Raw genomic sequence first — 26992 nt, forward strand, 5'->3', positions numbered from 1 at the left:
AAAGTGCTGTGATTTTAACAAAATCATGCGATATAGAGTAGAGGTGTTTTTATTTTGAATAAATGAATTACATTTATAAAAAGCGAATAGAAAAGGAACTGAAGTATGTTATTCTTAGCTCGTTAAATAGATGAGTCTAATGGATAATGAAGCGGTTAAAAGAGAGTTTACATATTATTTATCAATATCTTTCGAAACAGACAGAAGATGCAAGTCACCAAATTACATTATTTGGTATCGTGATGATGATCAACTATCCGTTATTCGGTGTTTTTTGGAAATTCGAAAGTTTTCAACTGAGTGAAGAGTTTTGCTTGCGGCTTATTGCTACTTTTCTTTGTGCATGTTTGGCTGTAAATCGATTTTGGCCGCGATTTTTATTGAAATGGTTACCTATTTTTTGGTATCTCGTTTTATTATTTTGTTTGCCATATTTTTTTTGTTATTTAACACTTATCAACCATTGCTCTACGTTGTGGTTAATGAATTGTGTTTCTGCTATTTTTTTTCTTTTATTGGTAACCAGTGCTTTGGGATCCCTTATTCTCATTTTTGGAGGATGTGGGCTTGCCTTTTTTTCTTACTTTTTAACCCATCGCGTTATGGAGTATGTACCAGGCACTATTTCATTATTTAGTCTATTAATAACGTGTGTTGCTGCAGTCGTGATTGGTGTTTTGTTTGCTCGGGATAGAGAAATTATTATTGCAGGTCGTCTTTCAGGAATGCGTATGTTGGCGAGTAGTATTGCACATGATCTGCGTACACCCCTGGCCAGTATATATTTGCAAGCTGAGTTACAGGGAATTATTTTGAATAAAATCAAGAATTCCGAGATAAGAAACGATTTACAGGAAAGTTTAAATAAAATAACGCGTGGAATAGAAACAAGTAATCGCATCATTAGCATGCAGTTAAGTAATATACGCCATAATAAGTTCAATACAAGTAATTTTAGTATTTATCCAATCCATAATTTAATTGAAAGGGCTGTCGATGATTATCCATTAAAAGAAACACAAAAATCGCTTATTCATGTTAATTATGAAAATAATTTTTCCATTTGGTTAGAAGAGTTAGCGTTTAAGAACCTCCTATGGAATTTATTAAAAAATAGCCTCGAATACATTGAAGAAACAGGTAAGGGTATTATTTCTATTTGGTTGGAAACTGGTGTTGGAAAAGATAATTTCAATTACCTGCACGTTAAGGATACAGCAAGGGGAATATACTCTAAAAATTTCGGGAAAATATTTGAGCGTTTCTATTCTGAACGTCATAATGGTACAGGTCTAGGTCTGGCTTATTGTAAATTACTGATGCAAGAGGCGGGCGGTGATATTTTTTGTAAGGGGAAATTAAATGAATTTGCTCATTTTACTGTAAAATTTCCTAAAATCGATTAAGGAGAGTCGACCATTTATCCTAACCACTTACGTGCTGCTACTTGTTCCCGGCATCTAGGGGGGGGGATGAATGGCCAACTCGCCTTAATTATATTGATTGGTTATAGTCTACATTTTGCACCAAAAGCCAAGGTACTAAATCACCTTCATTGGTGCTTGCTTCAACATGCGTCCCCGCTGACGTGAGGACGACAACAAGTTTCACCAGAGTGGGCAACTATTACGAACCCAATGAATCCTCTAAATGGACTCTAATGTTGCTAATGAGAACATATAATTTGATAAGTTATTCCACATCTGTTGTTGGTGTTTGTAGATAAAGTCAAATGATTTGACTATCTTATCGGGTGTTTTTTCCCAAATAGGTAAAATTAAACTAAGTGTCGAATCGAAGTGTGTTACATGCGTATGTATCCTGAAAAAGGTTTTTGCATGCTGGCTTAATTGAATTGAATCAGCCATTTCCATTAAATACGGATAGTCTAAGTTATCAAGGCGCTCGTAGGCAGCAAAAGCAGAAATCCTTTCGTCTTCATCATGTAATGATAGCCATTGTAGATGGGATTTATTAAAATTTTTCGCAAAAGCGAGATAGTGAGTTTCATTAACTATTTCATCATGAATATCCACGTCGCATTCTTTGGCAAAGCGTTCGTAAAGCATCTCATGCGAAAAACAACTTCCCATTCCTAATTCCTCATGAATATTTTCAAGAATGATTTTTTTTGTCATCTCGTTATGGGAAAAATTAGCAATATACCAAAGAAAATTGATAAAGTGGCCTCTTAAATGATAAAAAACCGAAGCAAAAATTTTCTTTTGTTCTTTATCCCATGTACCTGTTTTTTGCGGGTTGAATAAAGGAATTGAAGTAATTGATTTTCGATACTCCAAATCTACTTGATAGAGAAATTGATCCAGGGATTTGGGTACATCATTAATTATATGATTTGGCATAATTTTATTTTTCTTTAGTGATTGCGTTATGAGTGTTTAGAATGAGGAGATAATACCGTATGCCCAATAGTTACGCAATTATTGACTGCTTTAAAATTCTCAAAAATTGAAAAAAATAACTCTGGATTCAACAACATAATATAGGCTATCATCAGTAATCATAGTTTGCAGGCAAAGGATATGTCATGTTAACTCCAAAGGATATTAAAACCATTGAAGCAGCAAAGCAAATAGTTAAAGAGCGTGAGCTTTCTCATGTCAAAGTTGGTTTATTTGATGTGGATGGCGTGATGCTAGGTAAGTACATGAACCAAGAAAAATTCTTTTCCGCGCTTGATAATGGTTTTTCTTTTTGTAATGTCATTTTAGGCTGGGATTCCAAAGATAAACTTTATGATAATGGGAAGTACACAGGCTGGCATACGGGGTATCCAGATACTTTAGTGCGTGTTTTGCCTGAAACTTGCCGCGATCTTTTTTTTGAAGGGAATCAACTTTTATTCATGGCTGAATTTGCAGGTGATGCGGAAGACATATGCCCGAGGGCTTTGCTTCGACGAGTGATTCAGAAGGCTGCTGCTATGGGGTTTGATGCATATGCAGCATTAGAATATGAATTTTTTATGTTCGATGAGACACCTGATAGTATTCGTGCTAAAGGTTTTCGTGATTTAAAACCTATGACCCCTGATTTTTTCGGCTATTCTATGATTCGTAATAGTGTCCATGCCGATTTATACCACCAAATTCTTGAAATGGGCGAAGTTATGAATTTCCCTATTGAAAGTTTACACGCAGAATCAGGTCCTGGGGTAATAGAGGCAGCTATTGCTGTAGATAAGATTGATATTGCTGGAGATAAGGCTTCATTATTTAAAACTTTTATGAAGGTTTTGGCGCAGCATAACCATAAAATGGCTACTTTTATGGCCAAATGGTCTCCCCATTATCCCGGACAAAGTGGGCACATACATCTTTCTTTACGACATAAAGAGGGGGGAAATGCTTTTTATGATCCATCCATGCCTTACAATATGAGTCAACTGCAGCGACATTTTATCGCCGGACAACAAAAACTGATCCCAGAGTTACTGGCAATGGTTTCTCCCACAGTGAATAGTTTTACACGGCTGATCCCTGGATTTTGGGCGCCAACGAATGCTACTTGGGGTATAGAAAATAGAACTGCGGCATTAAGGGTTATCCCGGGAAATGATAAGTCACAGCGCATTGAATATCGTTTGGGTTCTGCGGATGCCAATCCTTATTTAGCCTTGGCGGTAGCCTTGGGGTCTGGTTTATATGGTATTGAACAGGAGTTAGAACCTAGTTCGGAAATTAAAGGCAATTCGTACGTACAAAGCCATCAAGAAGAACATACTTTACCGCGAACACTTTGGGAAGCTTCTACCCGTCTTAAAGAATCAACAACTGCTCGTTCATTGTTCGGAGATCCTTTTGTGGATCATTTTGCGGCTACTCGAGAATGGGAAGAGCGAGAATTTCGTCGCCACGTTACGGACTGGGAATTAGATCGCTATTTTGAAATTATTTAATGCGAGTTCGATATAAAAAATAAACACTATTTTTATATCGAATCGATTTTATTGAGGACATTAAATTGCCCCATATACATGCTATGCATTCTATGGGATAGCATTCGTTTAACGTTAAGGCATGGGAATGCCTTAACGTTAAACTCACCATATGTAAGGGATCGATGAGCATGGATACACTAAAAACCTTTTCTCCCATAGATAATTCTCTGTATGTAGAACGAAATTTTGCAAGCGATTATGAAATTCAATATGTTCTTGATAAGGCATTAAATGTAAAAACAAGGTGGGCTACTACACAATTGGTTGAGCGTGAAAAGTATTGTAATGCTGCTGTCGATTTCTTAGTTGCAAATAAAGAAGAGATTGCTCACGAAATTTGTTGGCAAATGGGCAGGCCAATCCGTTATGCAGCGGGGGAAATTAATGGTTTGGAGGAGCGTGCCCGCTATATGATTGCCGCAGCAAGTACGGCACTTGCGCCAATTACACTACCTGAAAAGTCAGGATTTATTCGTTACATTAAACGCGAACCTCTGGGAGTTTCGCTGGTTATTGCTCCCTGGAACTATCCTTACCTTACTGCTGTGAATGCAATTATCCCTGCTCTCATGGCGGGAAATGTAGTGATACTCAAACATTCAGCACAAACACCACTGGTGGCTGAACGATTTGCTCAGGCTTTTGAAGCAGCGGATCTTCCTGATGGGGTTTTTCAATATTTACATTTGACGCACACAGATACTGAAAAGTTGTTGCATCATCCAGTTATCAATCATGTTGCTTTTACGGGTTCGGTTGCTGGAGGTGACATGGTAGAACATGTAACCGCAGGGCGCTTTATTCAAGTAGGTTTGGAATTAGGGGGAAAAGACCCTGCCTATGTACGATATGATGCAGACATTGAAAGTGCGGTCGAGATGCTTATGGATGGGGCATTTTTTAACTCTGGTCAATCGTGTTGTGGTATTGAGCGTATTTATGTCCATAAAGATGTTTATCATCATTTTGTTAATAAAGCTGTAGCTTTTGTTAATGGATATAAGCTCGGACGTCCTGATGATCCGGAAACAACCTTAGGGCCACTCGTGCGTTCTTCTGCTGCAGAATTTGTTCGCATACAAGTTCAAGAGGCACTTACACAAGGAGCAGTAGCACATATTGATAGTCGAAATTTTGTTATGGATAAACCGGGATCTGCCTATATGGCTCCTCAAATTTTAACCGAAGTAAACCATCAGATGCGTGTCATGACCGAAGAGACATTTGGACCTGTCGTTGGAATTATGTCTGTTGATAGTGATGAGGAAGCGATTGCATTTATGAATGATAGTATTTATGGACTAACAGCAACAGTGTGCACTAATGATATGGAACAGGGAATTGCTATCGGTGAGCAACTGCAAACGGGAACCTTTTTTATCAATCGTTGCGATTATTTAGATCCTGCTTTAGCTTGGACTGGAGTCAAAAACTCTGGGCGTGGATGCACGTTATCTACAATTGGTTATGATTTACTTACCAGACCCAAATCATTCCATATAAAGACAATTTCTTAGAAAGGAATCAGCAAATGAGTTCATTATCATTGAGCGTTAATTGGAATTATCCTACTTCAATTCGTGTAGGGGCAGGGCGCATACGTGAACTTTCAGAGGCCTGTCATTTATTAGGCATTACCTCTCCGCTGTTAGTTACAGATAGTCATCTTGCTCAATTGCCCATAGTAGAATCCGCATTAGTGCATTGTAGTGAGGCAGGTTTGCATGTTGCCTTATTTTCAGACATAAAGGCCAATCCTACAGGTGACAATGTGATGAAAGGTGTTTCAGTTTACATGAAGGGAAAACATGACGGGGTGATCGCTTTGGGTGGCGGCTCCGCTTTAGATACCGGTAAAGCGATTGCTTTAATGGCGGGGCAAAATCGTCCTATATGGGATTTTGAGGATATAGGGGATAATTGGAAACGGGGAAACAGTGGAAGAATAGCTCCTATTATCGCTGTGCCGAGCACAGCAGGAACAGGTTCGGAGGTTGGACGTGCTTCTGTGATTGTCGATACTCAGCACCAACAAAAAAAAATAATTTTTCATCCCAGGATGTTGCCCAGTATAGTCCTTATTGATCCTGAACTTACGCTAACTTTACCCTCTAATATTACAGCAGCAACAGGGATGGATGCATTATCACATTGTTTGGAAGCTTATTCTTCCCCAGCATACCATCCAATGGCAGAAGGAATAGCGCTGGAAGGTATTCGATTAATTAAGGAGCATTTGCCGCGAGTGATGCAAAATGGTGATGATATTAACTCGAGGACACATATGCTCGTAGCTTCTTTGATGGGAGCCACTGCTTTTCAACGCGGATTAGGGGCAATGCATGCACTTGCTCATCCATTAGGCGCGATTTACGATGCGCATCATGGACGGCTAAATGCTATCTTAATGCCCTATGTATTACGAGCTAATCGGCCACAAATTGAACATAAAATTGAGCGTTTGGCCACATATTTACATCTCGATGATGGATTTAATGGGTTTATCGATTGGGTAATACAATTACGTAGCAAGCTAGGTATTGAGCATAGTTTGGCGGAAATTGGAATTGACTCACAAAATGTAACGCGTATAGCAGTAATGGCAACTGAAGATCCTTCGGCACAAAGTAATCCTATTATTTTTAGTGAATCACAGTATAGAACTATTCTTATGGCCGCAATCAATGGAGATGAGCGTTATTTGGAGACTACAGCGATTGGATTGGCTGCAGCTCCTTAAGGAATCATCATGAATATTGGTATACTACAATGTGATCAGGTTGATCCAGAATTAATTGCTGCGCATGGCAATTACCCCGACATGTATAAGAAACTGTTGCATGAGGCTGCTCCTGATTTGAATTTTGCAGTCTATGATGTACGAAATAATGGGCTTCCAAAAAGTATTGATGCAGCAGATGCGTATCTTATTACTGGTAGTCGCCATGGTGTTAACGATGATTTTCCCTGGATTTACTCACTTGAAGCATTTACTCGAAGTCTTCATGATGCACGAAAAAAAGTAATTGGGATTTGTTTTGGTCATCAACTTGTTGTTAAGGCGTTAGGAGGTAAAGTTATAAAATCCCCCAATGGCTGGGGAATAGGAATGTCTGTCAATAAAATAACCCAACATAAGCCTTGGATGTTCCCAACTTTAGAACAGCTTAATCTAATTATGAGTCATCAAGATCAGGTGGTAGCGATTCCTTCAGAGACAGAAGTGTTGGCTACTAGTGATTTTTGTCCCTTTTATATGCTTCAGATCAATGATAATTTTGTTACAGTACAGGGGCACCCTGAATTTAGTAAAAATTATTTTCAATCATTAATTGAGATGCGAAAACAAAAATTTGATAAAAAATTATACGAGCAAGGAGTAAAGTCACTCCAATTAAAATGTGATGATAGGGTGTTTGCTGGTTGGGTTGTTAATTTTTTAAGCGGAACACACAAGGGAGCATCATAGTTTTTTTACTATTTTTGTTGAAATATCAACAGGTCATGGTTGAATGTTAATTTATTTGCTAAAATCAAAAGGGATTCAAAAAAAATATTAAACTTATAGGGAGAATGATATGAACCGTTTAGCTTTAATTGCTGCAACAGGTTTTTTGGCATTAGCATTAACTGCGTGTGGTGGCCACGACAATAAGCAGCCAACAGCAGGAGCAAATGATGCCACTACAACTACACAACCAGCACAAAATCAACCCGCTGGTGAGCAAAATCACTAAATTCTTTGACCTGGGTGAAGGCTTTTAAGCCATAACCCAGGATAATTTAGGTAAATCTATGAGCTCTTTTGATAAGTTAATCAAAGAGATTGCTTCGACTTTAAAAAAAAGTGGTTGGCAATTAGTTACAGCAGAATCATGTACTGGTGGACTTATTGCAGGTTACCTTACTGAAATTCCTGGAAGCTCAGATTGGTTTGAGCGAGGTTTTGTGACGTATAGTAATTTAGCCAAGGAAGAGCAGCTTTCTGTCCCCAAATCCCTAATTGAAAAATATGGCGCAGTAAGCGAACCTGTTGCCCAAGCTATGGCAACTGGCGCACTACAGCATAGTGCGGGGGATGTTGCGGTGGCAGTTACAGGTATAGCTGGCCCCGATGGCGGCAGTATTGAAAAACCTGTAGGAACCGTATGCTTTGGTTGGGCGGCTTTGGGCGTGACACCTAAGACATTAATAAAACAGTATACTGGTAACAGACAAGAAGTGCGTTTGGCTGCTTGCCAAGAGGCTTTATCAGGTATTCTTTCCTATTTGAAGAGTAGCTCTGTACCCTGAGTATTATTTAGTAAAAATTTCTTTTCATGAATATTTGTCTATAAATTCGTTTGATATGAAATCCACAAATATGTATTGATTTTTTATGAAAAAAAATGTGTATCGTTCCAAAAAATCTCATGATGCTCACTCCTTTTATTCGTGTTATTCTTTCTACTCAGAAAAACCATGCCTAACTTCATGAATCAATTTGCTGCTGATTCTTATCTGTGTGATAATTTTAACCTTGCGTAACTACCTGGATGACATGATGGAAGAAAATAAACAAAAAGCATTATCAGCTGCCCTTTCGCAAATTGAACGTCAATTTGGAAAAGGATCAGTGATGCGTATGGGTGACAGCTCTGTGGCCCGTGATATAGAAGCAATTTCAACCGGCTCTTTAGGATTAGATATAGCATTAGGAATTGGCGGTTTACCTAAAGGTCGAATTGTTGAAATTTATGGTCCTGAGTCTTCTGGTAAAACCACTTTAACTTTACAGGTTATAGCTGAGTGTCAAAAAATTGGTGGTACTGCTGCATTTATTGATGCGGAACATGCATTAGATCCAAGCTATGCTCAAAAACTAGGGGTTAATGTTGATGAGTTGCTGGTTTCGCAACCTGATACTGGGGAACAAGCCTTAGAGATCACCGATATGTTGGTACGTTCTGGAGCTGTAGATGTAATTATCGTTGACTCTGTTGCAGCACTTACTCCAAAAGCAGAAATTGAAGGGGAAATGGGTGATTCACATGTTGGCTTACAAGCACGATTAATGTCACAAGCATTACGTAAGCTGACCGCTAATATTAAACGCTCCAATACGTTGGTGATTTTTATTAACCAAATTCGTATGAAAATTGGTGTTATGTTTGGTAGTCCTGAAACAACTACCGGTGGAAATGCATTAAAATTCTACGCCTCTGTCCGTTTGGATATACGGCGCATTGGTTCAATAAAGAAGGGTGAAGAGATTTTAGGAAGTGAAACCCGAGTTAAAGTAGTTAAGAATAAAGTAGCACCGCCTTTTAAGGTGACGGAATTTGATATTTTATATAATGAAGGTATTTCTCGTGAGAGTGAAATTATCAATCTGGCTGTTCAACTCAATCTTATTGAAAAGTCAGGTGCTTGGTACAGTTATAAAGGAGAAAAAATTGGCCAAGGTAAAGATAACGTACGCTTGTATTTAAAAGAGCATTCTCAAGTTGCTGCGACTCTTGAGCAACAAATTCGTACTGAACTCTTAGAGAAAAAGCTGCCTGTGCCTGCAGCTGCTGAAGACGAATTTGAGACTATTGATGACTAAAGCATTTGATAGTGCTGTGCGCTTGTTAACCCGGCGCGAGCATAGTGCGTTAGAGCTTTATAATAAGTTAAAACAGAAAGGATATAGCTCAATAGAGATTAAAGAGGCCTTAGACACATGTCAACGTATGAATTTGCAAAATGATGGTCGTTTTGTAGAGGTATACAGTCACTTGCGCATTCGTCAGGGATATGGGCCTTTAAAAATAAGTCAGGAATTAAGTAGCAAAGGAATTGATAAGGGATTAATTCATCAGTTCTTGCAGCAAGAGCAAGATAATTGGTTGCACTATGCTTTAAATGTTTGGCAGAAAAAAAGTAAAGGACAACTCAATTTTTCTTTTGACGAAGTGCAAAAGCAGCTGCGTTTTTTGCTTTATCGTGGATTTAGTATGGATGTGGTTGCTCAGGTAAAAAAAGAATTAAAAGGTACATCTCTTCTCCATGCTGGAGAAGAATCATAGTCTGGGTACAGCGAATAGGCGCTACTATTGAGTTTGGGAATATACTTTTCGCCGAGGGTTAATTCCTTAACTTAACGTGAGTTTCGGACTTCAAACTGTTCGGACTGAGGAACACTGCAATTGACTTATGGAACTTGTAGCCGTCCTCGTGAAGGCGGGAACCCATGTTGATGGGGCATAAATGTCCTATAGAAATGGATTTCCGCTTGCGCGAAAATGACGGAACCCTTTAGTGGATGGCAGCGGGGCTTGGCGACAGTATAAATGCCTCCTCAACCCGAATCGTTCGAGATGGAGACTGGATCTAAATAGATTCTTTATCCTGAACTCACGTTAAATTAATATCAGTGCGCTGTGTTGCATCCAGCTTATGGTTGAAGATTAAAATTAACTCAAATTGGTATTGTTCGCAAATGAAAAGTTCTGAAATTAGACAAGCATTCTTTGATTATTTCACAAAACATGGTCATCAATTGGTGGAGTCCAGCTCTTTAATTCCAGCTAATGATCCTACTTTATTATTCACCAATGCGGGTATGGTGCAATTTAAAGATGTATTTTTAGGAGTTGAAGCTCGATCTTATCAACGCGCAGTTACAGCACAAAGGTGTGTTCGTGCTGGTGGTAAACATAATGATTTAGAAAATGTCGGATATACGGCTCGACATCATACTTTTTTTGAGATGTTGGGCAATTTTAGTTTTGGCGATTATTTCAAGCGTGAGGCAATAAAATTTGCTTGGGAATTTTTAACTCAAGTGATGCGTTTACCAGAAGAGCGTTTGTGGGTCACTGTTTATAAAGAAGATCAGGAAGCAGAAGATATTTGGTTAAAAGAAATGAAAGTTTCAGCAGCGCGCTTTTCGCGATGTGGAGAAAAAGATAATTTTTGGTCCATGGGAGACACAGGGCCTTGTGGACCATGCACCGAAATTTTTTATGATCATGGTCCTGAAATTCCTGGAGGGCCTCCGGGAAGTCCTGATGAGGATGGTGATCGCTATATCGAGATTTGGAATTTGGTATTTATGCAATTTAATCGAGATAAAGAAGGTCATCTACATCCTTTGCCTAAACCTTCTGTTGATACAGGTATGGGACTTGAGCGCTTGGCTGCAGTAGTCCAAGGAGTTCATAGCAATTATGAAATCGATACATTTCAATACTTAATTCAATCTATTGCAAAACTTGGAGAGGTGACTGATTTAAACCTGACTTCATTAAAAGTAATTGCAGATCATATTCGTTCGAGTGCTTTTTTAATTGCTGACGGAGTAATTCCTGGGAATGAAGGACGAGGTTATGTATTAAGAAGGATTATTAGAAGGGCGATAAGACATGGTAACAAATTAGGTTTGCCAACCCCATTTTTTTCTCACTTAGTCGAATCCTTAATTACAGTTATGGGGGATGCTTATCCTGAATTGATTCAATCCAAATCTCATATAGAAAGAGTTCTGAATCAAGAGGAAAATCAGTTTGCACGTACTTTAGAACAAGGGTTACGTTTATTACAAGAACAAATGCATTCGCTGGGTGGCCATGAAATTTCTGGACAAATAGCATTTAAATTATACGATACTTATGGTTTTCCTATTGATTTAACCGCCGATATTGCTCGAGAGCAAGGCTTGTTTGTCGATATGAACGGCTTTAATCAATTGATGCAACAGCAAAGAGAGCAGTCCCAGGCAGCCAGCCAATTTAGTGTAGATTATAATGCCAACACCCAATTAGATTACCAATCTGATTTTCATGGTTATGAAAAGAAAGAAGTAGAGGCAAAAATTATTGCATTGCTTCAAGATGGAATGGAAGTTCAGGTTTTAAATCAGGGTATGAAAGGAGCAGTGGTGCTTGACCATACACCTTTTTATGCTGAAAGCGGGGGCCAGGTTGGTGATAAGGGAATGCTGACAAGCACCAATTTTCGATTTCGAGTCGATGATACTCAAAAAAAAGGTCAAGCAATAGTGCATTACGGAGAAATGCTGGATGGTACAGCTACATTGAAGCAATTTGTTCATGCGCAAATTGATAATGAGCGGCGCGAAGCGATCCGCTTAAATCACACAGCAACCCATTTATTACATGCTGCTTTAAAAGCTGTAGTTGGTCCGCAAGTCCAGCAAAAAGGATCTTTAGTTGATGCAGAGCGTGCGCGTTTTGATTTTTCTCATTTTGAATCATTGACTGCGGAACAAATTCAGGAAATTGAGTGCCTGGTTAATGAGCAAGTTCGCGCCAATAATGAGGTAGTAACTCGGCTAATGGATATTGAATCAGCTAAAAAAAGCGGAGCGGTTGCCCTTTTTGGGGAAAAGTATGCGGATGAGGTTCGTGTATTATCTATGGGAGAATTTTCTAAAGAACTGTGTGGCGGAACCCATGCTCGAAGAACGGGCGATATAGGGTTATTTAAAATTATTGCTGAATACGGAATAGCCAGTGGTATAAGGCGCATCGAGATGGTAACAGGTCGTTATGCTTTAGCCTGGGTTAATGAGCAGCAAGCTCTTTTGAATGAGTTAGCTTCTTCATTAAAAACAACAGCAACCAATCTATCAGATAAGGTAGGCCAGCTTCTTGCTGAAAATAAAAGCATGGAAAAAGAGATTGCGAAGTTACAAACTGAGAAAGTGCAAAAATCAGGTGCGGATCTGGCAAATGAAGTAGAAAAAGTTAATGGAATCAGTTTGCTTATTAAGCAATTAGAGGGCGTAGATAATCAAACCCTAAGAACTACTTTAGATCAGCTGAAATCAAGACTTGAATCCGCGGTAATTGTTTTATTTACTCTGGAGCAAAATAAAATGAATGTGATTGCAGGGGTAAGTAAAAGTATCTTAGGCAAAGTGCCTGCAGCCGCTACTTTGGTTAGACACCTTTGTGGAAAAGGTGGTGGGCGTGATGATATGGCTCAAGGTGGAGGTGAAGTGCCTGCTGACTTCGAAAGTAGACTTAAAGAAATTAAGGAAATGGTGAGAAATTCATAGCAAGGTTTACCTGGATAAGATAGGGAGCATTATTTAGGATGCCCCTATTTTGGGGCTTCAAGGTTATCACTGTGTAAAATAACCATGGATAAGGAGATAATATGAGTTTTTTACAAGAGTTTAAAGAATTTGCTATCAGAGGAAATGTTATTGATTTGGCTGTTGCAGTGGTTATTGGAGGAGCTTTTGGTAAAATAATCAGCGTTTTAGTGAGTGGCATTATTATGCCGCTTATTGGTTTATTACTCGGTGGGATTAATATTACCAATAAAGTGTTTACTATGGGAGATGCAGAAGTTAAGTGGGGAGAGTTCCTGCAAACAATCATTGATTTTACTATTATTGCTTTTTCAATTTTTATAGTCATAAAGGTTTTTTCATTCTTGAAAAAGAAAGAAGAAAATAAGGAAAAACCTTTATCAAGAGAGGAAATATTATTAACTGAAATTCGTGATTTATTGAAAGACAAAACGAAAATAGAACATCATTAAGATACTTAACAAATGAATAAGTTTTGATTTAAATGCAAAAAGAACTTATTCATTCCCCTAAGTCCTTGGTAAATAGACTATAATTTGATCAAGAAGAAGACATTACTAGGGATTATTATGACTGGGCTATTCAATTTAATTGCCGTGATTGTTGTCTTTGGGGTAGTTTTATGGTTAATCGATACATTTATTCCTATGCCACCCTCCATTAAAAGTTTGTTAAATGTGCTGGTGCTAATTATTTTAGTTATTTACATTTTACAGTTTTTTGGTCTGATCAAAACAATATTACCCATGATTAGAATTTTAAAATAGATAGGCTAGTTTTTGGTAGATGCAATTACTCATTAATAATTCCAGAATAGAAATCATCTATTTTAGATGGGTACTGTTTGTCCTTCATGCCTGAATTTTACTATTTATCCAATTTTTTCTTCTGTTAATAAAACCATAATGATGCAGTGCTAATATTCTATATTTTTTATGCATAAGTTAATCGATGAAAGCAAAATTTGATTCTTATAAACAAGTAAACGTCGGAATCAGTTACAACAAAAAAAATGGAGGAGCTGCAGCCGATTCCATAAAAAGTATTATTTCAGAACAACAATTAAATTTAAGTGAAATCGATTATAGAGCACTTATTCCTACATCGTTTAATTTAGACAATATATTTGAGAATCAAGAAAAATTTCTCGAAATACTGAAGCGCGCCAAAACTCAAGCAGCAATATTATTAAAGGATATCGATGGCCTTATTATTCCAGGAAGTGATGCCAGAATTGATCCCAGATTATATAGTGAACCATTAACGGAGTATCCTGATAGAATTGACTTGGGACGCTCCATAGCTGAATTAGCCCAAGTTCATGTTGCAATGCAACGTGGAATTCCTATTTTAGGGATTTGTGGTGGTCATCAAATCATAAATGTTTATCTGGGGGGGACACTCAAAATCCTTAGTGAGGAAGACATAGATGCTCAAGGATACATGTGTTACTCTCTGGTTGGATTTGATCCGAAAACGGAGCTTGCAAAAATATTTTTTGAAACCCGAGAAAATAAAGATAATTTGCGACAAACACAGATTTATTCGCATCAATTTTTTGGGGCGCATAAGCATGCAATTAAACAGCTTGCTCATAAAAAATTGGCAAATAAAGATCAAATGATTTCTGTGGTTGCAATTGCCGATGATTCAAATTATACGATTGAAGGATTTGAATCAAAATACGGTTCTCCATTATACAGTATGCAATTTCATCCGGAAGTAGGTGCAAAAGGAATGTACTCGCAATTGCATAAAGCAATCAGTTATCAAGCAGCAACATATCAAGATATTATAACTAATTCAAAAATATTTATGGCATTTAAACAAGCGATGATAACTTTTCACCTGAAAAAATCTCTTTTTAAAAGTATTAAGAATAAAGAAGAATTGTGTGAACCAAAAGAACCTTCAGAAAGAGGGCTCCCAGAGAAAAAAATAGAGAGTTCCAAAACAACTTCCGCCTTAGATTTATATACCCTGTTTAAAGATACACAATCACAAGTCTATGACTATCCTACCAATGATCCAGAAAAATCGTTTATTAAAACAGGTTTCTAATCAATATGGCGCTCTTGCCGCTCCCTTATTTTGGATAAGCGTTTTATTCATCTAATACTACCTCAAATCGTTCCATTTTAACACGAATATATTTCATGAGTTATCAATAAAAATGTCAGATAACTCATTGAAAAAAATTAATTATTTATAAGTTTTATATGATATATCAATATAATAAATTGGTTAAATATTGCATAAAGTGATTAAATAAAATCAGTCAATATATCCACTGAAGTAACGAGTTATGGTTGCGGTTTTTGGATTGATTAAATAAGTGTGAGGTGAATAAATGAACGAGAAATACGAAGAGCAAGAAAATACTAACGAGCGATTGGTGGATCCAGCCACAGTGAAACAGGATATAGGGACATATAAATTTAAAATCGGTAAAGAAAAAGATTCTCCTCTTGTAGAATTAACAAATTATGTAGAGATTATATTAACCAAAGATCAAAAAAAATTTCTCTATGAGGGTATTGATGATTATGAAAAGATTCATGAACAAAAAGCAAAAGAATTTGCAAAAAAAATGAATGGCTTCGGGGTCAATACTAATTTTTCTAGTCCTAAATATTTTAGAGAGCTCTATTGGGAGCGTATGAATGAAATTTTAAGGGCAAAAGATAATTATATTGATCCCAAAAAGAAAGAGTATTTCGAGAGTAAGGAACTCGAAAAAGCAGGAACAAAGCTACGAAATTTTCTAGGCGATAAACAATTAGAGGAATTATATAAGTTAGCTTTGGAAGAGGAAATGAACTCCAAGGAATACCGAAATACTTTATTTAATAGATCTATTAATAAAATTGATGGTCCTGCAGGAGATAAAAAACTTCTAGTCTTTCTTGGAGGAGCCTCTGGGAGTGGAAAAACGACAGCATTAAAAGCGTTAGTCGAAGAAGTATTACAGAGCCAGAATTTAAAAGGTCAAGGAACAAATTATTGTACTTCTCTTGATGGGGCTTTAGCACGAGAAGTATCTCAAATGCGCTCTATTACTGCGGCTTGTGTTGAAAAAAAGGGCTACAGTGGCACTATAGACTTACAGAAAGCAAGCGACATATTGGATGGCGTAAAAAATACATTAGAAAAAGTAGCTTTCGCAGAAAACAACTTAAATATAGCGATTCCTGAAACGTATTCCAAAATCTATAGTATTAACTTCATGATGAAATATTTAAAAATGCTGCATACCCCTGATCGCATCATGGTATTTGGGCGCGTTGAAGTAAAAAAAGATGCGGTTGCCTTTATGGGTACTGATAGGGCTTATAAAGATAAGCCTGAAGCGGAAAGGGATTACAGCAAGCAATGTATTGATCCTAATGTCAAGAGTGACAAAGAGCATAAACGTTATAATTCGGCAGGTTTCATTTGGGGAGATTTGGGTTCAAAGATTGCTCAATACCTATTTAACGTGTATGAAATGAAGAAACAGAATGAAAATCAAGAAGAGAATCAAAAAAAGGCTCCTCTTTGCTATGTATTAAAAAATGATTTATCTCTTCAAGCAGAAGATGGAAAAAAATTGGTGGTTTCAGACCGAGTTTATGATGATTGGGTTGAAAATCATCAAGAAAAATATAATAAATGGAAAGAGTGTGTTCAGATTTGTAAAGTAAATCAATTGGACATACCGGAGAAGGGAGAGGGTATTTTCTCATTAGAGGATTTCAAAAAGATAGAAGGTATCAAGCCCCTTAAGTTAGGCGATTCAAAAAATAACCTTCAAATCAAATCAATAGGAGAATTTCTGTTAAATGTAACAAAATTATATCTTAAAAAAGAAATAATAAATATGAAAACTCAACTCATTAATCCATTTGTAGATAAGGAAACAAAAGACGAATTAAAAGAAAAATTAGAGAGTTATCAAAAAATAAACGCATCAATAAAATCAGAATCACCTATTTACAAAGTGATTAAAAATAGTATGGATTTTTTCAACCCAAATACCGATATGAGGTCGGCTATTTCGAAAGCTTTCGATATTGGTGCTCAGAGTGAGACATTCCTAGATTTTAAAAATAACTATAAATCATCTGTAAGACCAGCTGCATGCGCTGAGCTCAGTGAAGAACAAGACGAACATCATTCTTTTAATATGAATTCCTAAGATTCTAGTATATCCAATCATATGCCCTGATATAGATTTTCAGGGCAATTTAGTCTAATAATATTTTAAGATCCCAACCTTATTCACATGCTGCTCATTTTTTTATAAAGAAAAAAAGGTAAGCGAGTAATAATCGCCATAATTGTTCGCCAGAAGAAAGGATAATAAATCATCCTTTTTTTGTGATTTAGAGCTTTTAAACACGCCTTTGCACAAGAATAGGGAGATGCTGCATAAAAAATCCCAGGTAGGCCATAGGTTTGTTTTGTATCAATAAAACCAAGGTGAGCTATAGTGATGTGCTGATTTTTTGACGCAGCTTGTTGTATTCCCTGGAGGTAAATTTCAATGCTTGCTTTACTCGCCCCATACAGACTGTTTTTGGCACGACCACGACATGCAGCTACAGAGCTTAAAAATATTAAATGATATTCTTTTTGGGAACGATTAAAGTAAGAATGGATAAGCAAAGTGGTGGTTAGAATATTTGTTTTTACAAGTTGAGTAATTGTTTCTGTGTTCAAATTTGAGTTGTCTGTGAAATCACTGTGGGCGATAAATACATCGAGTTCACGCGTATCATTTTGCAGTACAGCAAGTAATTTATCAGTTTGTGTTGCGAGATCTACAAGGATTACCTCACAGCTCACTTGATATCGAAGCCTGATATCCTTTGCGATAATGTCGAGCTGATTCGCTTGGCGTCCAACAAGCACTAATTGATATCCTGATTGAGCTACGATATGAGCAAATTTTTCCGCAATAATGGAGGAGGCACCTAGAATAAGCCATGTTCGTTGTCTCATTTTGTTATCCCTAATCGTGTTGCAAGATCAGAATGCATGGTGCATGCGTGGCGTTTTAATATTTCAGAAAATTGGGTATGGTTTTCATACATTTTTTTATATTGTTCTTCATTTAAAAGTGAATCTTTGGCTAAATAAATTCGACCATTTAGCTCAATCATCAATTGATTCATTGACGAAATGGCCTGCTTGGCGGCTGAATTATTCATGAAATCTACCGCCAAGGTAAAACCTGGTTTGCAGAAAGACAGTAACCCCTCTCCAGATTGATTAAATAGTTTGAGTACAGCAAGTGTAGGTGTTGCATTGGATGCACGCATTATTTGAATTAATTGCTCTAAAATTGCCATCGCATTGTTTGTATCAAAGACTGTTTGAAATTGAATCAATCCCTTTGGACCATAAAGCCTATTCCAATGATTTAGCTTATCGAGTGGGTTATTAAATTGTTCGAGTGTGAGTTTTTCTTCTTTCTTTTTACTGTTAAAAAAATAGCGATTAAATAATTTCATGTTCCAAGATCTTATTAAAGAAAAAGGAATTTTAGGTATGTTATAAGGTTTATATTCTTTAATATTCAAAGGTTCGCAATGATTCGCTATCGAAAGGATGGCACGTGGGCTTGGGTTTAATAAGTCAAGCCAGGCGACTTGATAATCACAATTCACCCCGTGGGTTAGCATAAATTCGGTCAGTTCTTTTAAAGATTGAAATTGTATGTGTTTTGCTAAAATAAACCGCGGGGCTTTTTTAAGTCTCAATGTAGCTCGAGTAATAACGCCAGTAAGCCCTAAACCTGCGATTGTGGCATGAAATAAATCAGTATTTTCATTGCGGTTACAATGGATTTTTTTATTGCCAATTAACAAATCAAAGCTGATAAGATGATGCCCAAAACTACCTGATTTATGATTGTTTTTACCATGAACATCGTGGGCGATCCCTCCTGCAACAGTAGCGTGTACTGTTCCGGGAAGAACTGGAGGAATAAAATCGGGATTTAATAAAAATAAGTCTTTAAGCGGTACTCCACCTTGGCAGATCACTATACCGGTTTGAGGATCAAAATCAATCAAATGATTTAGTCGCTCACTATCTATAACATAACCATTAGTATTAAAGCAACTGTCATTATAGCTTAATCCTGAACCACGTGTAAGCAGGTTCTGTTGCGGATTATGGGCAATATAATAAGCAAGCTGTTCTTCATTGTCAGGGCGTAAGCAAAATGATTGACTTTTTGCACGACTGAAGTTAGAGAGCATTTGTTTTTTGCTATTCATTTTTAATGTCCGCAAATTAATCTCGACATTTAAGACTATAATTCATTTAGAAAACTATTTAAAAGAGAATTATTATGAAAAATCTGATTGTCTTTTTGAGCTTCATTTTTTCTTGTTCTGTTTTTGCTGCAATTATTCCTCAAGATAGTTTAGGTGCACAAAAATTTGATAGATTGCAATGTATTAATAATGCAGCTCAAGATTGTATTAATGCACAATGTATGACATCAGATCAAACTGATTGTCAGGATAGTTGTCAAAAAATGGCGCAAGAAAAATGCCAGCAACAAATGAATGAGTAATGATGCGCTTTTAGGCTTTAATTAAGAAGCATAGTCGAAAATTTGACGAACTTACGTCACAATCCAGGTCATTTTATTTTTATTTACCAAGCTTAAAATGCTTTAACTGGGTAAATAACTCAAATAATAAATAATAATTATAAGAACTTGCTGTTTACTTAGAAGAAACTAGAGTTGGAACAAATATTGCAAGATATGATTTAGAGTGTATTAAATTTGATCGGAAATAGTGTGTGTAAAAGTACGACAAGGTACTAGGAGAGAATATCATGTCTAATGAGAAGCAAAACATCGGTGATGAAGCTTCTGGCCTGAGAAATTTATCACATACAAAACCTATTCAGGTCATAGCAGTTTCTGCCGGTAAGGGAGGAGTAGGTAAGAGCAATATTGCTGTTAATTTAGCTGTTGGGTTAGCACAACTGAATAAAAAAGTGATGTTGCTTGATGCTGATCTAGGGCTGGCGAATATAGATATTCTGCTTGGATTACATGTTAAGTACAATTTATCACATGTGATTCAAGGGGCTTGTCATTTAAGTGATGTTATCTTGGCTGGACCTTATGGCCTTAGTGTTATTCCTGCAGCTTCCGGCACTGAGTTTATGACCCAGCTTTCTCCTCCCGAACTTGCAGGTATTATTGATGCATTTAATGAACTGACCGATGATTTAGATTATATGATCATCGATACAGCTGCAGGAATTTCTGAAACTGTATTAAGTTTCATTCGTTCTTCACAAGAATTAATTGTAATTGTTTGTGACGAGCCTACCTCTTTAACCGATACATATGCTTTACTTAAAGTAATGAATAAGCGTTATGAATGGACTCGCTTTCATATTCTGGCTAATATGGTAGAAAATGAGAAAGAAGGACAAGAATTATTTAATAAATTGTTTAAAGTCTCTGAGCAATTTCTGGAGGTTCAGCTAGACTATTTAGGGGGGGTCCCATTTGATGAGCATATACATAGGGCGGTAAAAATACAAAAACCTGTATTAATTGCTTATCCTGAATCTGCTTCTGCATTATCGCTAAAAAGGGTAGCAGAAGAGATATCTGAATGGTCACCTAGTTCTTTATTAGGTGGTAATACCAGTTTCTTTTTAGAGCGTTTAGTCGCGGGTGAACTTTAAGGAGATTAACGTGGATGCTTTGGCTGCTTATAGCAAAGTCAACCAGCAGATCCAAGAAACGCTGGTCAAAAATCATGCCTTGTTGGTTAAGCGCATCGCTCACCATTTATTAGGTCGTTTGCCTCAAGGAATACAACTTGATGATTTAATCCAGGCTGGAATGCTCGGATTGTTGGAGGCGGCAAGGCATTACGATTCTTCAAAAGGCGCTTCATTTGAAACTTATGCGGGAATTCGTATCAGAGGCTATATGCTTGATGAGGTAAGACGTAATGATTGGGTTCCACGTTCAGTTCATCGAAATTCACGACTGATTTCCGAGGCTGTTAAATATGTGGAGCATCGATTGGGTAGAGAGGCTAAAGATTCAGAGATTGCTGCTGAGCTTGGTGTATCGCTTGCCGAATATCATGAAATGCTGCAAGATTCTGTCAGCAGCCATTTATATGGTTTTGACGATTTAGGCGTTACTGATGACGCATTGCAAACAGATAATCAAAGTGCTTCCACTGAACCTCATGTCAATGTATTTCACAGTGATTTAATGAGGCGTTTATCTGAAGTGATACGTGGATTACCTCATAAAGAGAGAATGGTCTTATCTTTATACTATGAGCATGATTTAAACTTGAAAGAAATTGGAGAGGTCATAGGAGTTAGTGAATCTCGTGTTTCACAAATTCTTAGCCAGGCAACACACCGTATTAAATCACGCTTACCAGAATAAATAAAAAAATAGATCCCTGCTGTGAAGTTTTGATTCAAATAAATGTAAATAATCTGTGCTTCACCTGTCTTTTTGGATTCAAATTTTTTCAACAAGCCTATATAATTATCACTTTGAAAATGGTTTTAGATTAAAACCGGGTTTATATAATAATAAAAGGTGATGTTGATGCCTAAAAATTATAAAGAAATACATGCTCAAATAACACAGCGATATCAGTTAAATTACTTGAATGACCCTTCATCTTATGCATTAGCCGAAGATATTAAAGACCTAACCCTTGATGATGTTATCTATTTATTGGAAGAAATCAAAGGCAATCCAGAATTAATCAAATTATCTATTTCTTTATCGAGAAGAAGTGATTTATTTGATAAGTTGATTCTTATGAAAGGAAACACACCTCATGAATGGGTTTTAAGATTACATATTTATAATATGGTGGTTCAAAGTGATGATCCTGGTTATGTAATTAGTAACTTGAATCGAAAAATAAGAGATGATGAAAATCATATTCATGAACATAGTTGGCAACTCGCCTCCCGATTTTTGATGGGTGGTTTTCGAAATCATCAGTATGCTAAAACTGAAGATGGTTCCTTATTTAATCGTTTTAATTTAGTTCCCACCAGCAAGGATGGCGTATCGGGAGAGAAGTGTTTTAGACAGGCTGTATTGGAAGGAAAAACACCTATAAAAGAAATCAGCGATGAGTTGTATCAACAAGGTGATTTAGTACATTATCCAATCGAAATTCCTCATAAAGTCGAGACTAATCTTTCTCCTTACATAGGTATAACAATGACGCTAGCCCATACTTCTGAACGTCATCATGAGAATTCAATTTTTTATGAGAAAACCCAAGACAGGGAAACGGATCATGAGCTGGAGGTCGAGGCTCAAAGGTACACGGAAGAAGAGTATCAGGATGCGATCAATATGGCTATTACTAACCTAAAGCTTCTGAAATTATGTGATCGATTAGCAGAAGAAGGTTTTGAACGTTTTAATCGGTATGTTGATCCAATTACAAAGCAGTCCTCTCCAAATAATGTTCTTGAGACCGAACTATTGCCAACAATTGCCATGTTGATGTTACAGAATAATAATGAATTTAGAGAGAACCCAATGACAGCAGAATTACAGGGAAAATCTCAAATTGAAATTCAAATGCTCGTGATAAAACATGAAAGTACAAGTAGCGTATTAAAAAACCTTATTAGTGAAGCAATTACAGAAATGAATAAATCCTCTTTGATGCAACTCATCAAGGTATCCCAGGATAATTTGTTTAAAAAATTCTATACTGCTTCTCGTAAAACGTTAACTGAAGATGCCTTGACAGTACTGGAAAGAAGGGAGAAAAGAGTACCAGAACATGTAATTAGCAGTACTTTGGGCTTTTTTTCTCACATACAAACGAGAAACTCTGAAACCGAGGAAGTAAAACGAGTTGAGAAATCCAATCAAGGTGGTGAAAATAAGGTAAAAGATCCTTGTGAATTGGTTTTGTTTCAAGTTTAATTCCATTAGAAAACAACATAGCTGTTTTTTTACCTGTTTTCACGGTAAAATCCCAAGTTTATCTTGGTTATTCTCATATAAAATCGTAGATCATATGTAATGAACTGAGTTTTAAGTTCGGCGTCATTACATCAGTTACAAAACTGAGAGAGTAACCTGGCCATTATTTTTTAAGAGACATTTATGTTAGAAGTAAACCAAATTAGTCTTAATCTAGTGGACTTGGATAAGCGAGTAGCAGCGCTTAGGGGGTATCTTTGACTTCGATGCTAAACGTGAACGTTTGGAAGAAGTTGTCCGTGAATTAGAATCATCTACAATTTGGGATAACCCCGAAGTAGCCCAGGCATTAGGTCGAGAGCAAACTCAGCTCGAAGCCCTTGTTTCTACCTTGACTCAATTAGGTCAATCGATTACTGATTTAAACGAATTGTTTGAAATGGCGCGTGAGGAAAGTGATGAGCAAACAATTAATGAAATTAGTGAAGAATTACAGACTGTAGAAAAGAAAGTGGCTGATTTAGAATTTCGGCGTATGTTTTCAGGGAAAATGGATGACTCTAATGCCTATTTAGACATTCAATCAGGATCTGGGGGTACTGAGGCACAAGATTGGGCTGAAATGTTATTGCGTATGTATTTACGTTGGGGTGAGCAGCATGGATTTACTACTGAACTGATTGAATGTTCACCGGGAGACGTCGCAGGCATTAAAAGTGCTACCATTTATTTTCAAGGTGAGTATGCTTTTGGATGGTTGCGTACTGAAACAGGGGTGCATCGCTTAGTACGGAAGTCACCTTTTGATTCAGGTAACAGACGTCATACCTCTTTTGCCGCGGTTTTTGTTTCACCGGAAATAGATGATGATATCGATATAGAAATTAATCCAGCTGATTTACGAATTGATACATATCGGGCTTCTGGAGCAGGGGGGCAGCATGTTAACCGAACTGATTCTGCGGTTAGAATTACGCATGCACCAAGTGGCATTGTGGTACAATGTCAGACTGATCGAAGCCAGCATCGCAATAAGGATCAGGCTATGAAGCAATTGCGTGCCAAGTTGTATGAATTGGAAATGCAAAAGAAAAATGCAGAGCAGCAAGCGTTGGAAGCAAGCAAGTCTGATATAGGATGGGGATCCCAGATTCGCTCTTATGTTTTAGATCAATCTCGTATTAAAGATCTGCGTACCGGAGTTGAAACAAGTAACACACAGGCTGTTTTGGATGGTGCATTAGATCAATTTATTGAAGCCAGTTTAAAGGCAGGAGTAGGGCAGCATGACTGAAGAACAAGTAGAACATTTAGATGAAAGTGAAGTTTATCACATTCGTAAACAAAAATTAGCGGAATTAAGAACACAGGGTTTTAATTTTCCAAATCACTTTCGTCGTGAACATTTAGCTCAGGAACTCATAAAAGAATATGACTCATTAGACAAGGAAACTTTAGCAGAGAAACATATTAAAGTTACTGTAGCAGGTCGCATTGTATTAAGACGTATTATGGGTAAGGCCAGCTTCTTCCATATCCAGGATTTTTCTGGACGCATCCAGATATATATCCGAGCTAATGATCTTCCTGAACAATATGAACAGTTTAAACATTGGGATTTGGGAGATATTGTTGGTGTCGAAGGCGAATTATTTAAAACAAATACCGGTGAGCTTACTGTAAATGCAGAAGGGATTGAATTATTAACCAAATCATTGCGACCTTTACCGGATAAATTCCATGGTTTAGCCGATCAAGAAATGAGATATCGTAAACGTTATGTGGATTTAATTGCCAACGATGAAAGTCGTTTAACTTTCTTAATAAGATCGCGATTAATTCAAGCCCTCAGACAATTTATGGATAAGAGTTTTTTCTTGGAAGTTGAAACGCCAATGATGCATCCTATTCCTGGTGGTGCTTTAGCTCGCCCTTTTGTTACCCATCATCATACCTTAGATATGACCATGTATTTACGCATTGCCCCCGAGCTTTATTTAAAACGCCTGGTGGTAGGTGGTTTTGAGCGTGTTTATGAGATAAATCGTAATTTTCGTAATGAGGGTATTTCAACACGTCATAATCCTGAGTTCACAATGGTTGAGTTTTATCAAGCCTATGCAGACTATAAGGATTTGATGAACTTTACTGAAGAAATGATCCGTTATCTTTGTGATTCTGTACTAGAAAGGCGCCAGGTAGAATATCAAGGCCAAATTCTTGATTTTGATAAGCCATTTACACGAATGACTGTAAAAGAGGCCATTTTACATTATCATCCTGAAATTAACGTGAATCAGTTAGAAAGTGTCGTTGCTTGCCGGGCTTTATTGAAAGAAAAAAAATTACCCTTTAAGGAAACGGATGGGATAGGTAAATTACAAATTATTTTATTTGAAGAAACAGTTGAACACCAATTATTTCAGCCTACGTTTATAACAGGTTACCCTACAGAAATATCACCCTTGGCGCGCCGCAGTGATCAGGATCCTGAGTTGACTGATCGCTTCGAGTTTTTTATTGCTGGCCGTGAAATTGCTAATGGTTTTTCTGAATTAAATGATGCAGAAGATCAGGCAGAGCGTTTTCGTAAGCAAGTTGCGGAAAAGGATGCAGGGGATATGGAGGCAATGCATTTTGATAGTGATTATATCGAGGCTTTAGAATATGGATTGCCTCCTACTGCTGGAGAGGGTATAGGTATTGATCGATTGGTGATGTTATTTACCAATTCGCAGTCAATCCGGGATGTAATCCTCTTTCCTCATTTGAGGCAATGATTTTAAGTTATTTATTAATGTAGGAAATGCGAGCAATAATTTCGGATTTACTGATAACTTATTGATTTTTTTGAGTTTTTTTCTAATGCAGCGATTAAGTAAAGGTATGTTCTGGCTGAGGAGCGGCCGAAACCTATCTTTACCCTTATATCCTGCGATCTTTTTCTGAGAGATCTTCACAAAGTTTAATTATTGTGAGGATTCTCTTACTGATTTTGTACGGCCCATTGATAAAGCAAGTTTTATGTAATTTCAAACCCCACTCACTAGAAAAACCAGGGATAAAGCAGCCATTACTTTGGGAGAATGAGCTTGAAAACCATCAGTTTTATCTCCGAGTTTAGTATGAAGTCCTGTAGGCTATGCTACTATTTTGAATGTGCATAAAAAAATAAAGGGCATGGGAGTGGATGGCATTCATTCTACAAATCGATTGTAGTTTGTCAATTTTGGAAACTCATGGGACAAGTGCCTGGGTACATAATAATGTCGTCAAACACTATTTGATCACAGCTTATTATGCACATCAAAAAAATTATACTCATATTTCGTGACCTATCTCTCAGGGGTATGCCGTGGGGCGTCAATTAAGGAGGCTTGGTGTAGTGATTGAGCCAAGATCAACTAACTTACGATTATTCCATGCAGCAACCCCTGTAGGTAAGTAAGAGTAAAGCGTGTTGCCAATTCATCCCCGCATAACCATTGTCTGCAATGGTGTAATGAGATTTAGGGAGTTTTTCAATAAGATCAGGAGCTGCTTTAGCATCATGTACCCCACCTCCAGCCAATTAAAATTCAATAGGAAAGCCACACGCACCAACTGCCATATGGATTATTGTTGTATTGCCAGCAACGGATTTCCCAATCGCGTGATTTTCATCTCCAACAGCACCTGAGCTCTGTTGATGCGCCCTAACGATACTGCCATCAATAAATTCCCATTCAAGATAAGGATCATGTGTGAGATCTTTAAAAATCTTGATCAACTTGTTTTTTGAGGACCAACGATTGAATTGTTAATAGATAGAGTTCCAGCATCCAAATGCTATGGGTAGATCTCGCAAAGGAGACAGCCAACACGCATACGCAGATTAGGCTTGTCATAAATCTGATGTCGTAGCATGATGTCCTTTGGGTTTGACCACAGCCCATCATTGAGCTTCAGTCTAGCCATTGCAAACTCATTTTCTACTTGATATTAGAGT

23 protein-coding genes and 1 pseudogene are annotated in these 26992 nt (G+C 37.2%); 20 read left to right on the forward strand and 4 right to left on the reverse strand.

Going from position 1 to position 26992, the window contains the following annotated elements; genetic code table 11:
• The first annotated feature begins 146 nt into the window (after positions 1 to 146).
• A complete protein-coding gene (locus EKG34_RS00710; protein WP_003632208.1) occupies positions 147 to 1406 on the forward strand; it encodes a sensor histidine kinase in 1260 nt (419 codons plus the stop codon).
• Between the two features lie 240 nt (positions 1407 to 1646).
• Here the strand turns inward: EKG34_RS00710 and EKG34_RS00715 are convergent, their stop codons facing one another.
• Positions 1647 to 2363, reverse strand: coding sequence for an iron-containing redox enzyme family protein (locus tag EKG34_RS00715; RefSeq protein WP_003632207.1), 717 nt, complete (start codon positions 2361 to 2363; stop codon positions 1647 to 1649).
• Positions 2364 to 2548: 185 nt separating this feature from the next.
• Here EKG34_RS00715 and EKG34_RS00720 point away from each other — a divergent pair, with 185 nt between their 5' ends.
• The 13 genes from EKG34_RS00720 to EKG34_RS00775 all read left to right on the forward strand — a co-directional run bounded on the left by EKG34_RS00720 (position 2549) and on the right by EKG34_RS00775 (position 17223).
• Entirely contained in the window at positions 2549 to 3919 is a 1371-nt protein-coding gene (locus EKG34_RS00720; RefSeq protein ID WP_003632204.1) for a glutamine synthetase family protein, read from the forward strand.
• A 170-nt stretch (positions 3920 to 4089) separates the two neighbouring features.
• The gene (locus tag EKG34_RS00725) at positions 4090 to 5478 is read left to right on the forward strand and encodes an aldehyde dehydrogenase family protein (protein ID WP_041818988.1); all 1389 of its coding nucleotides are present in this window, start codon (positions 4090 to 4092) and stop codon (positions 5476 to 5478) included.
• Between the two features lie 14 nt (positions 5479 to 5492).
• Positions 5493 to 6701 carry an iron-containing alcohol dehydrogenase gene (locus EKG34_RS00730; RefSeq protein ID WP_012978990.1) on the forward strand — a complete coding sequence of 403 codons (1209 nt, stop codon included), beginning with the start codon at positions 5493 to 5495 and terminating at the stop codon, positions 6699 to 6701.
• 9 nt (positions 6702 to 6710) lie between these two features.
• Positions 6711 to 7430, forward strand: coding sequence for a GMP synthase (locus EKG34_RS00735; RefSeq protein ID WP_003632201.1), 720 nt, complete (start codon positions 6711 to 6713; stop codon positions 7428 to 7430).
• Positions 7431 to 7539: 109 nt separating this feature from the next.
• Positions 7540 to 7698 (forward strand): hypothetical protein, encoded by a 159-nt coding sequence (locus tag EKG34_RS18120; protein WP_003632200.1) that lies wholly within the window; start codon positions 7540 to 7542, stop codon positions 7696 to 7698.
• 58 nt (positions 7699 to 7756) lie between these two features.
• Positions 7757 to 8254 (forward strand): CinA family protein, encoded by a 498-nt coding sequence (locus tag EKG34_RS00740; RefSeq protein ID WP_003632199.1) that lies wholly within the window; start codon positions 7757 to 7759, stop codon positions 8252 to 8254.
• 250 nt (positions 8255 to 8504) lie between these two features.
• Complete coding sequence (gene recA / locus EKG34_RS00745) at positions 8505 to 9548, forward strand: recombinase RecA (protein ID WP_003632198.1); 1044 nt, start codon at positions 8505 to 8507, stop codon at positions 9546 to 9548.
• A complete protein-coding gene (recX, locus tag EKG34_RS00750) occupies positions 9541 to 10011 on the forward strand; it encodes a recombination regulator RecX (RefSeq protein ID WP_003632197.1) in 471 nt (156 codons plus the stop codon). The genes recA and recX overlap by 8 nt, the downstream gene beginning before the upstream one ends.
• 413 nt (positions 10012 to 10424) lie before the next feature.
• A complete protein-coding gene (alaS, locus tag EKG34_RS00755; protein WP_003632196.1) occupies positions 10425 to 13007 on the forward strand; it encodes an alanine--tRNA ligase in 2583 nt (860 codons plus the stop codon).
• Between the two features lie 101 nt (positions 13008 to 13108).
• Positions 13109 to 13498, forward strand: a complete 390-nt coding sequence (mscL, locus tag EKG34_RS00760; RefSeq protein ID WP_003632195.1) for a large-conductance mechanosensitive channel protein MscL — start codon at positions 13109 to 13111, stop codon at positions 13496 to 13498.
• A gap of 117 nt (positions 13499 to 13615) precedes the next feature.
• The gene (locus EKG34_RS18465; RefSeq protein ID WP_003632194.1) at positions 13616 to 13813 is read left to right on the forward strand and encodes a Thivi_2564 family membrane protein; all 198 of its coding nucleotides are present in this window, start codon (positions 13616 to 13618) and stop codon (positions 13811 to 13813) included.
• A gap of 184 nt (positions 13814 to 13997) precedes the next feature.
• Complete coding sequence (locus EKG34_RS00770; protein ID WP_003632193.1) at positions 13998 to 15107, forward strand: gamma-glutamyl-gamma-aminobutyrate hydrolase family protein; 1110 nt, start codon at positions 13998 to 14000, stop codon at positions 15105 to 15107.
• A 334-nt stretch (positions 15108 to 15441) separates the two neighbouring features.
• Positions 15442 to 17223 (forward strand): zeta toxin family protein, encoded by a 1782-nt coding sequence (locus tag EKG34_RS00775; protein WP_223800004.1) that lies wholly within the window; start codon positions 15442 to 15444, stop codon positions 17221 to 17223.
• 83 nt (positions 17224 to 17306) lie between these two features.
• Here the strand turns inward: EKG34_RS00775 and EKG34_RS00780 are convergent, their stop codons facing one another.
• Positions 17307 to 18029, reverse strand: a complete 723-nt coding sequence (locus EKG34_RS00780) for an SDR family NAD(P)-dependent oxidoreductase (RefSeq protein ID WP_012978991.1) — start codon at positions 18027 to 18029, stop codon at positions 17307 to 17309.
• On the reverse strand, positions 18026 to 19312 hold the full coding sequence (locus tag EKG34_RS00785) for an FAD-binding oxidoreductase (protein WP_003632190.1): 1287 nt from the start codon (positions 19310 to 19312) through the stop codon (positions 18026 to 18028). The genes EKG34_RS00780 and EKG34_RS00785 overlap by 4 nt, the downstream gene beginning before the upstream one ends.
• A gap of 74 nt (positions 19313 to 19386) precedes the next feature.
• Here EKG34_RS00785 and EKG34_RS00790 point away from each other — a divergent pair, with 74 nt between their 5' ends.
• The 6 genes from EKG34_RS00790 (at position 19387) to lysS (ending at position 25784) form a co-directional block, all read left to right on the forward strand.
• Positions 19387 to 19614 carry a hypothetical protein gene (locus EKG34_RS00790; protein ID WP_003632187.1) on the forward strand — a complete coding sequence of 76 codons (228 nt, stop codon included), beginning with the start codon at positions 19387 to 19389 and terminating at the stop codon, positions 19612 to 19614.
• Positions 19615 to 19883: 269 nt separating this feature from the next.
• Positions 19884 to 20753, forward strand: a complete 870-nt coding sequence (locus EKG34_RS00795; RefSeq protein ID WP_003632185.1) for a MinD/ParA family protein — start codon at positions 19884 to 19886, stop codon at positions 20751 to 20753.
• 10 nt (positions 20754 to 20763) lie between these two features.
• Positions 20764 to 21480, forward strand: coding sequence for an RNA polymerase sigma factor FliA (locus EKG34_RS00800; RefSeq protein ID WP_003632183.1), 717 nt, complete (start codon positions 20764 to 20766; stop codon positions 21478 to 21480).
• A 168-nt stretch (positions 21481 to 21648) separates the two neighbouring features.
• The gene (locus EKG34_RS00805) at positions 21649 to 23004 is read left to right on the forward strand and encodes a hypothetical protein (protein ID WP_003632182.1); all 1356 of its coding nucleotides are present in this window, start codon (positions 21649 to 21651) and stop codon (positions 23002 to 23004) included.
• A gap of 183 nt (positions 23005 to 23187) precedes the next feature.
• Positions 23188 to 24298 (forward strand): peptide chain release factor 2 gene (gene prfB, locus EKG34_RS00810; protein ID WP_105166037.1). Its coding sequence is split into 2 segments (ribosomal slippage): positions 23188 to 23262 and positions 23264 to 24298, totalling 1110 coding nucleotides; the frame shifts between segments, so codons are not numbered across the junction.
• Positions 24291 to 25784, forward strand: coding sequence for a lysine--tRNA ligase (gene lysS, locus EKG34_RS00815; protein ID WP_003632179.1), 1494 nt, complete (start codon positions 24291 to 24293; stop codon positions 25782 to 25784). The genes prfB and lysS overlap by 8 nt, the downstream gene beginning before the upstream one ends.
• A 698-nt stretch (positions 25785 to 26482) precedes the next feature.
• On the opposite strand, the pseudogene EKG34_RS00820 reads toward lysS, so the two are convergent.
• Positions 26483 to 26961 (reverse strand): annotated as a pseudogene (locus EKG34_RS00820) (transposase); the annotation flags it as partial.
• Positions 26962 to 26992 lie beyond the last annotated feature (31 nt).

The organism is Legionella longbeachae (assembly GCF_004283175.1).
In the GTDB taxonomy this organism is placed as follows: domain Bacteria; phylum Pseudomonadota; class Gammaproteobacteria; order Legionellales; family Legionellaceae; genus Legionella; species Legionella longbeachae.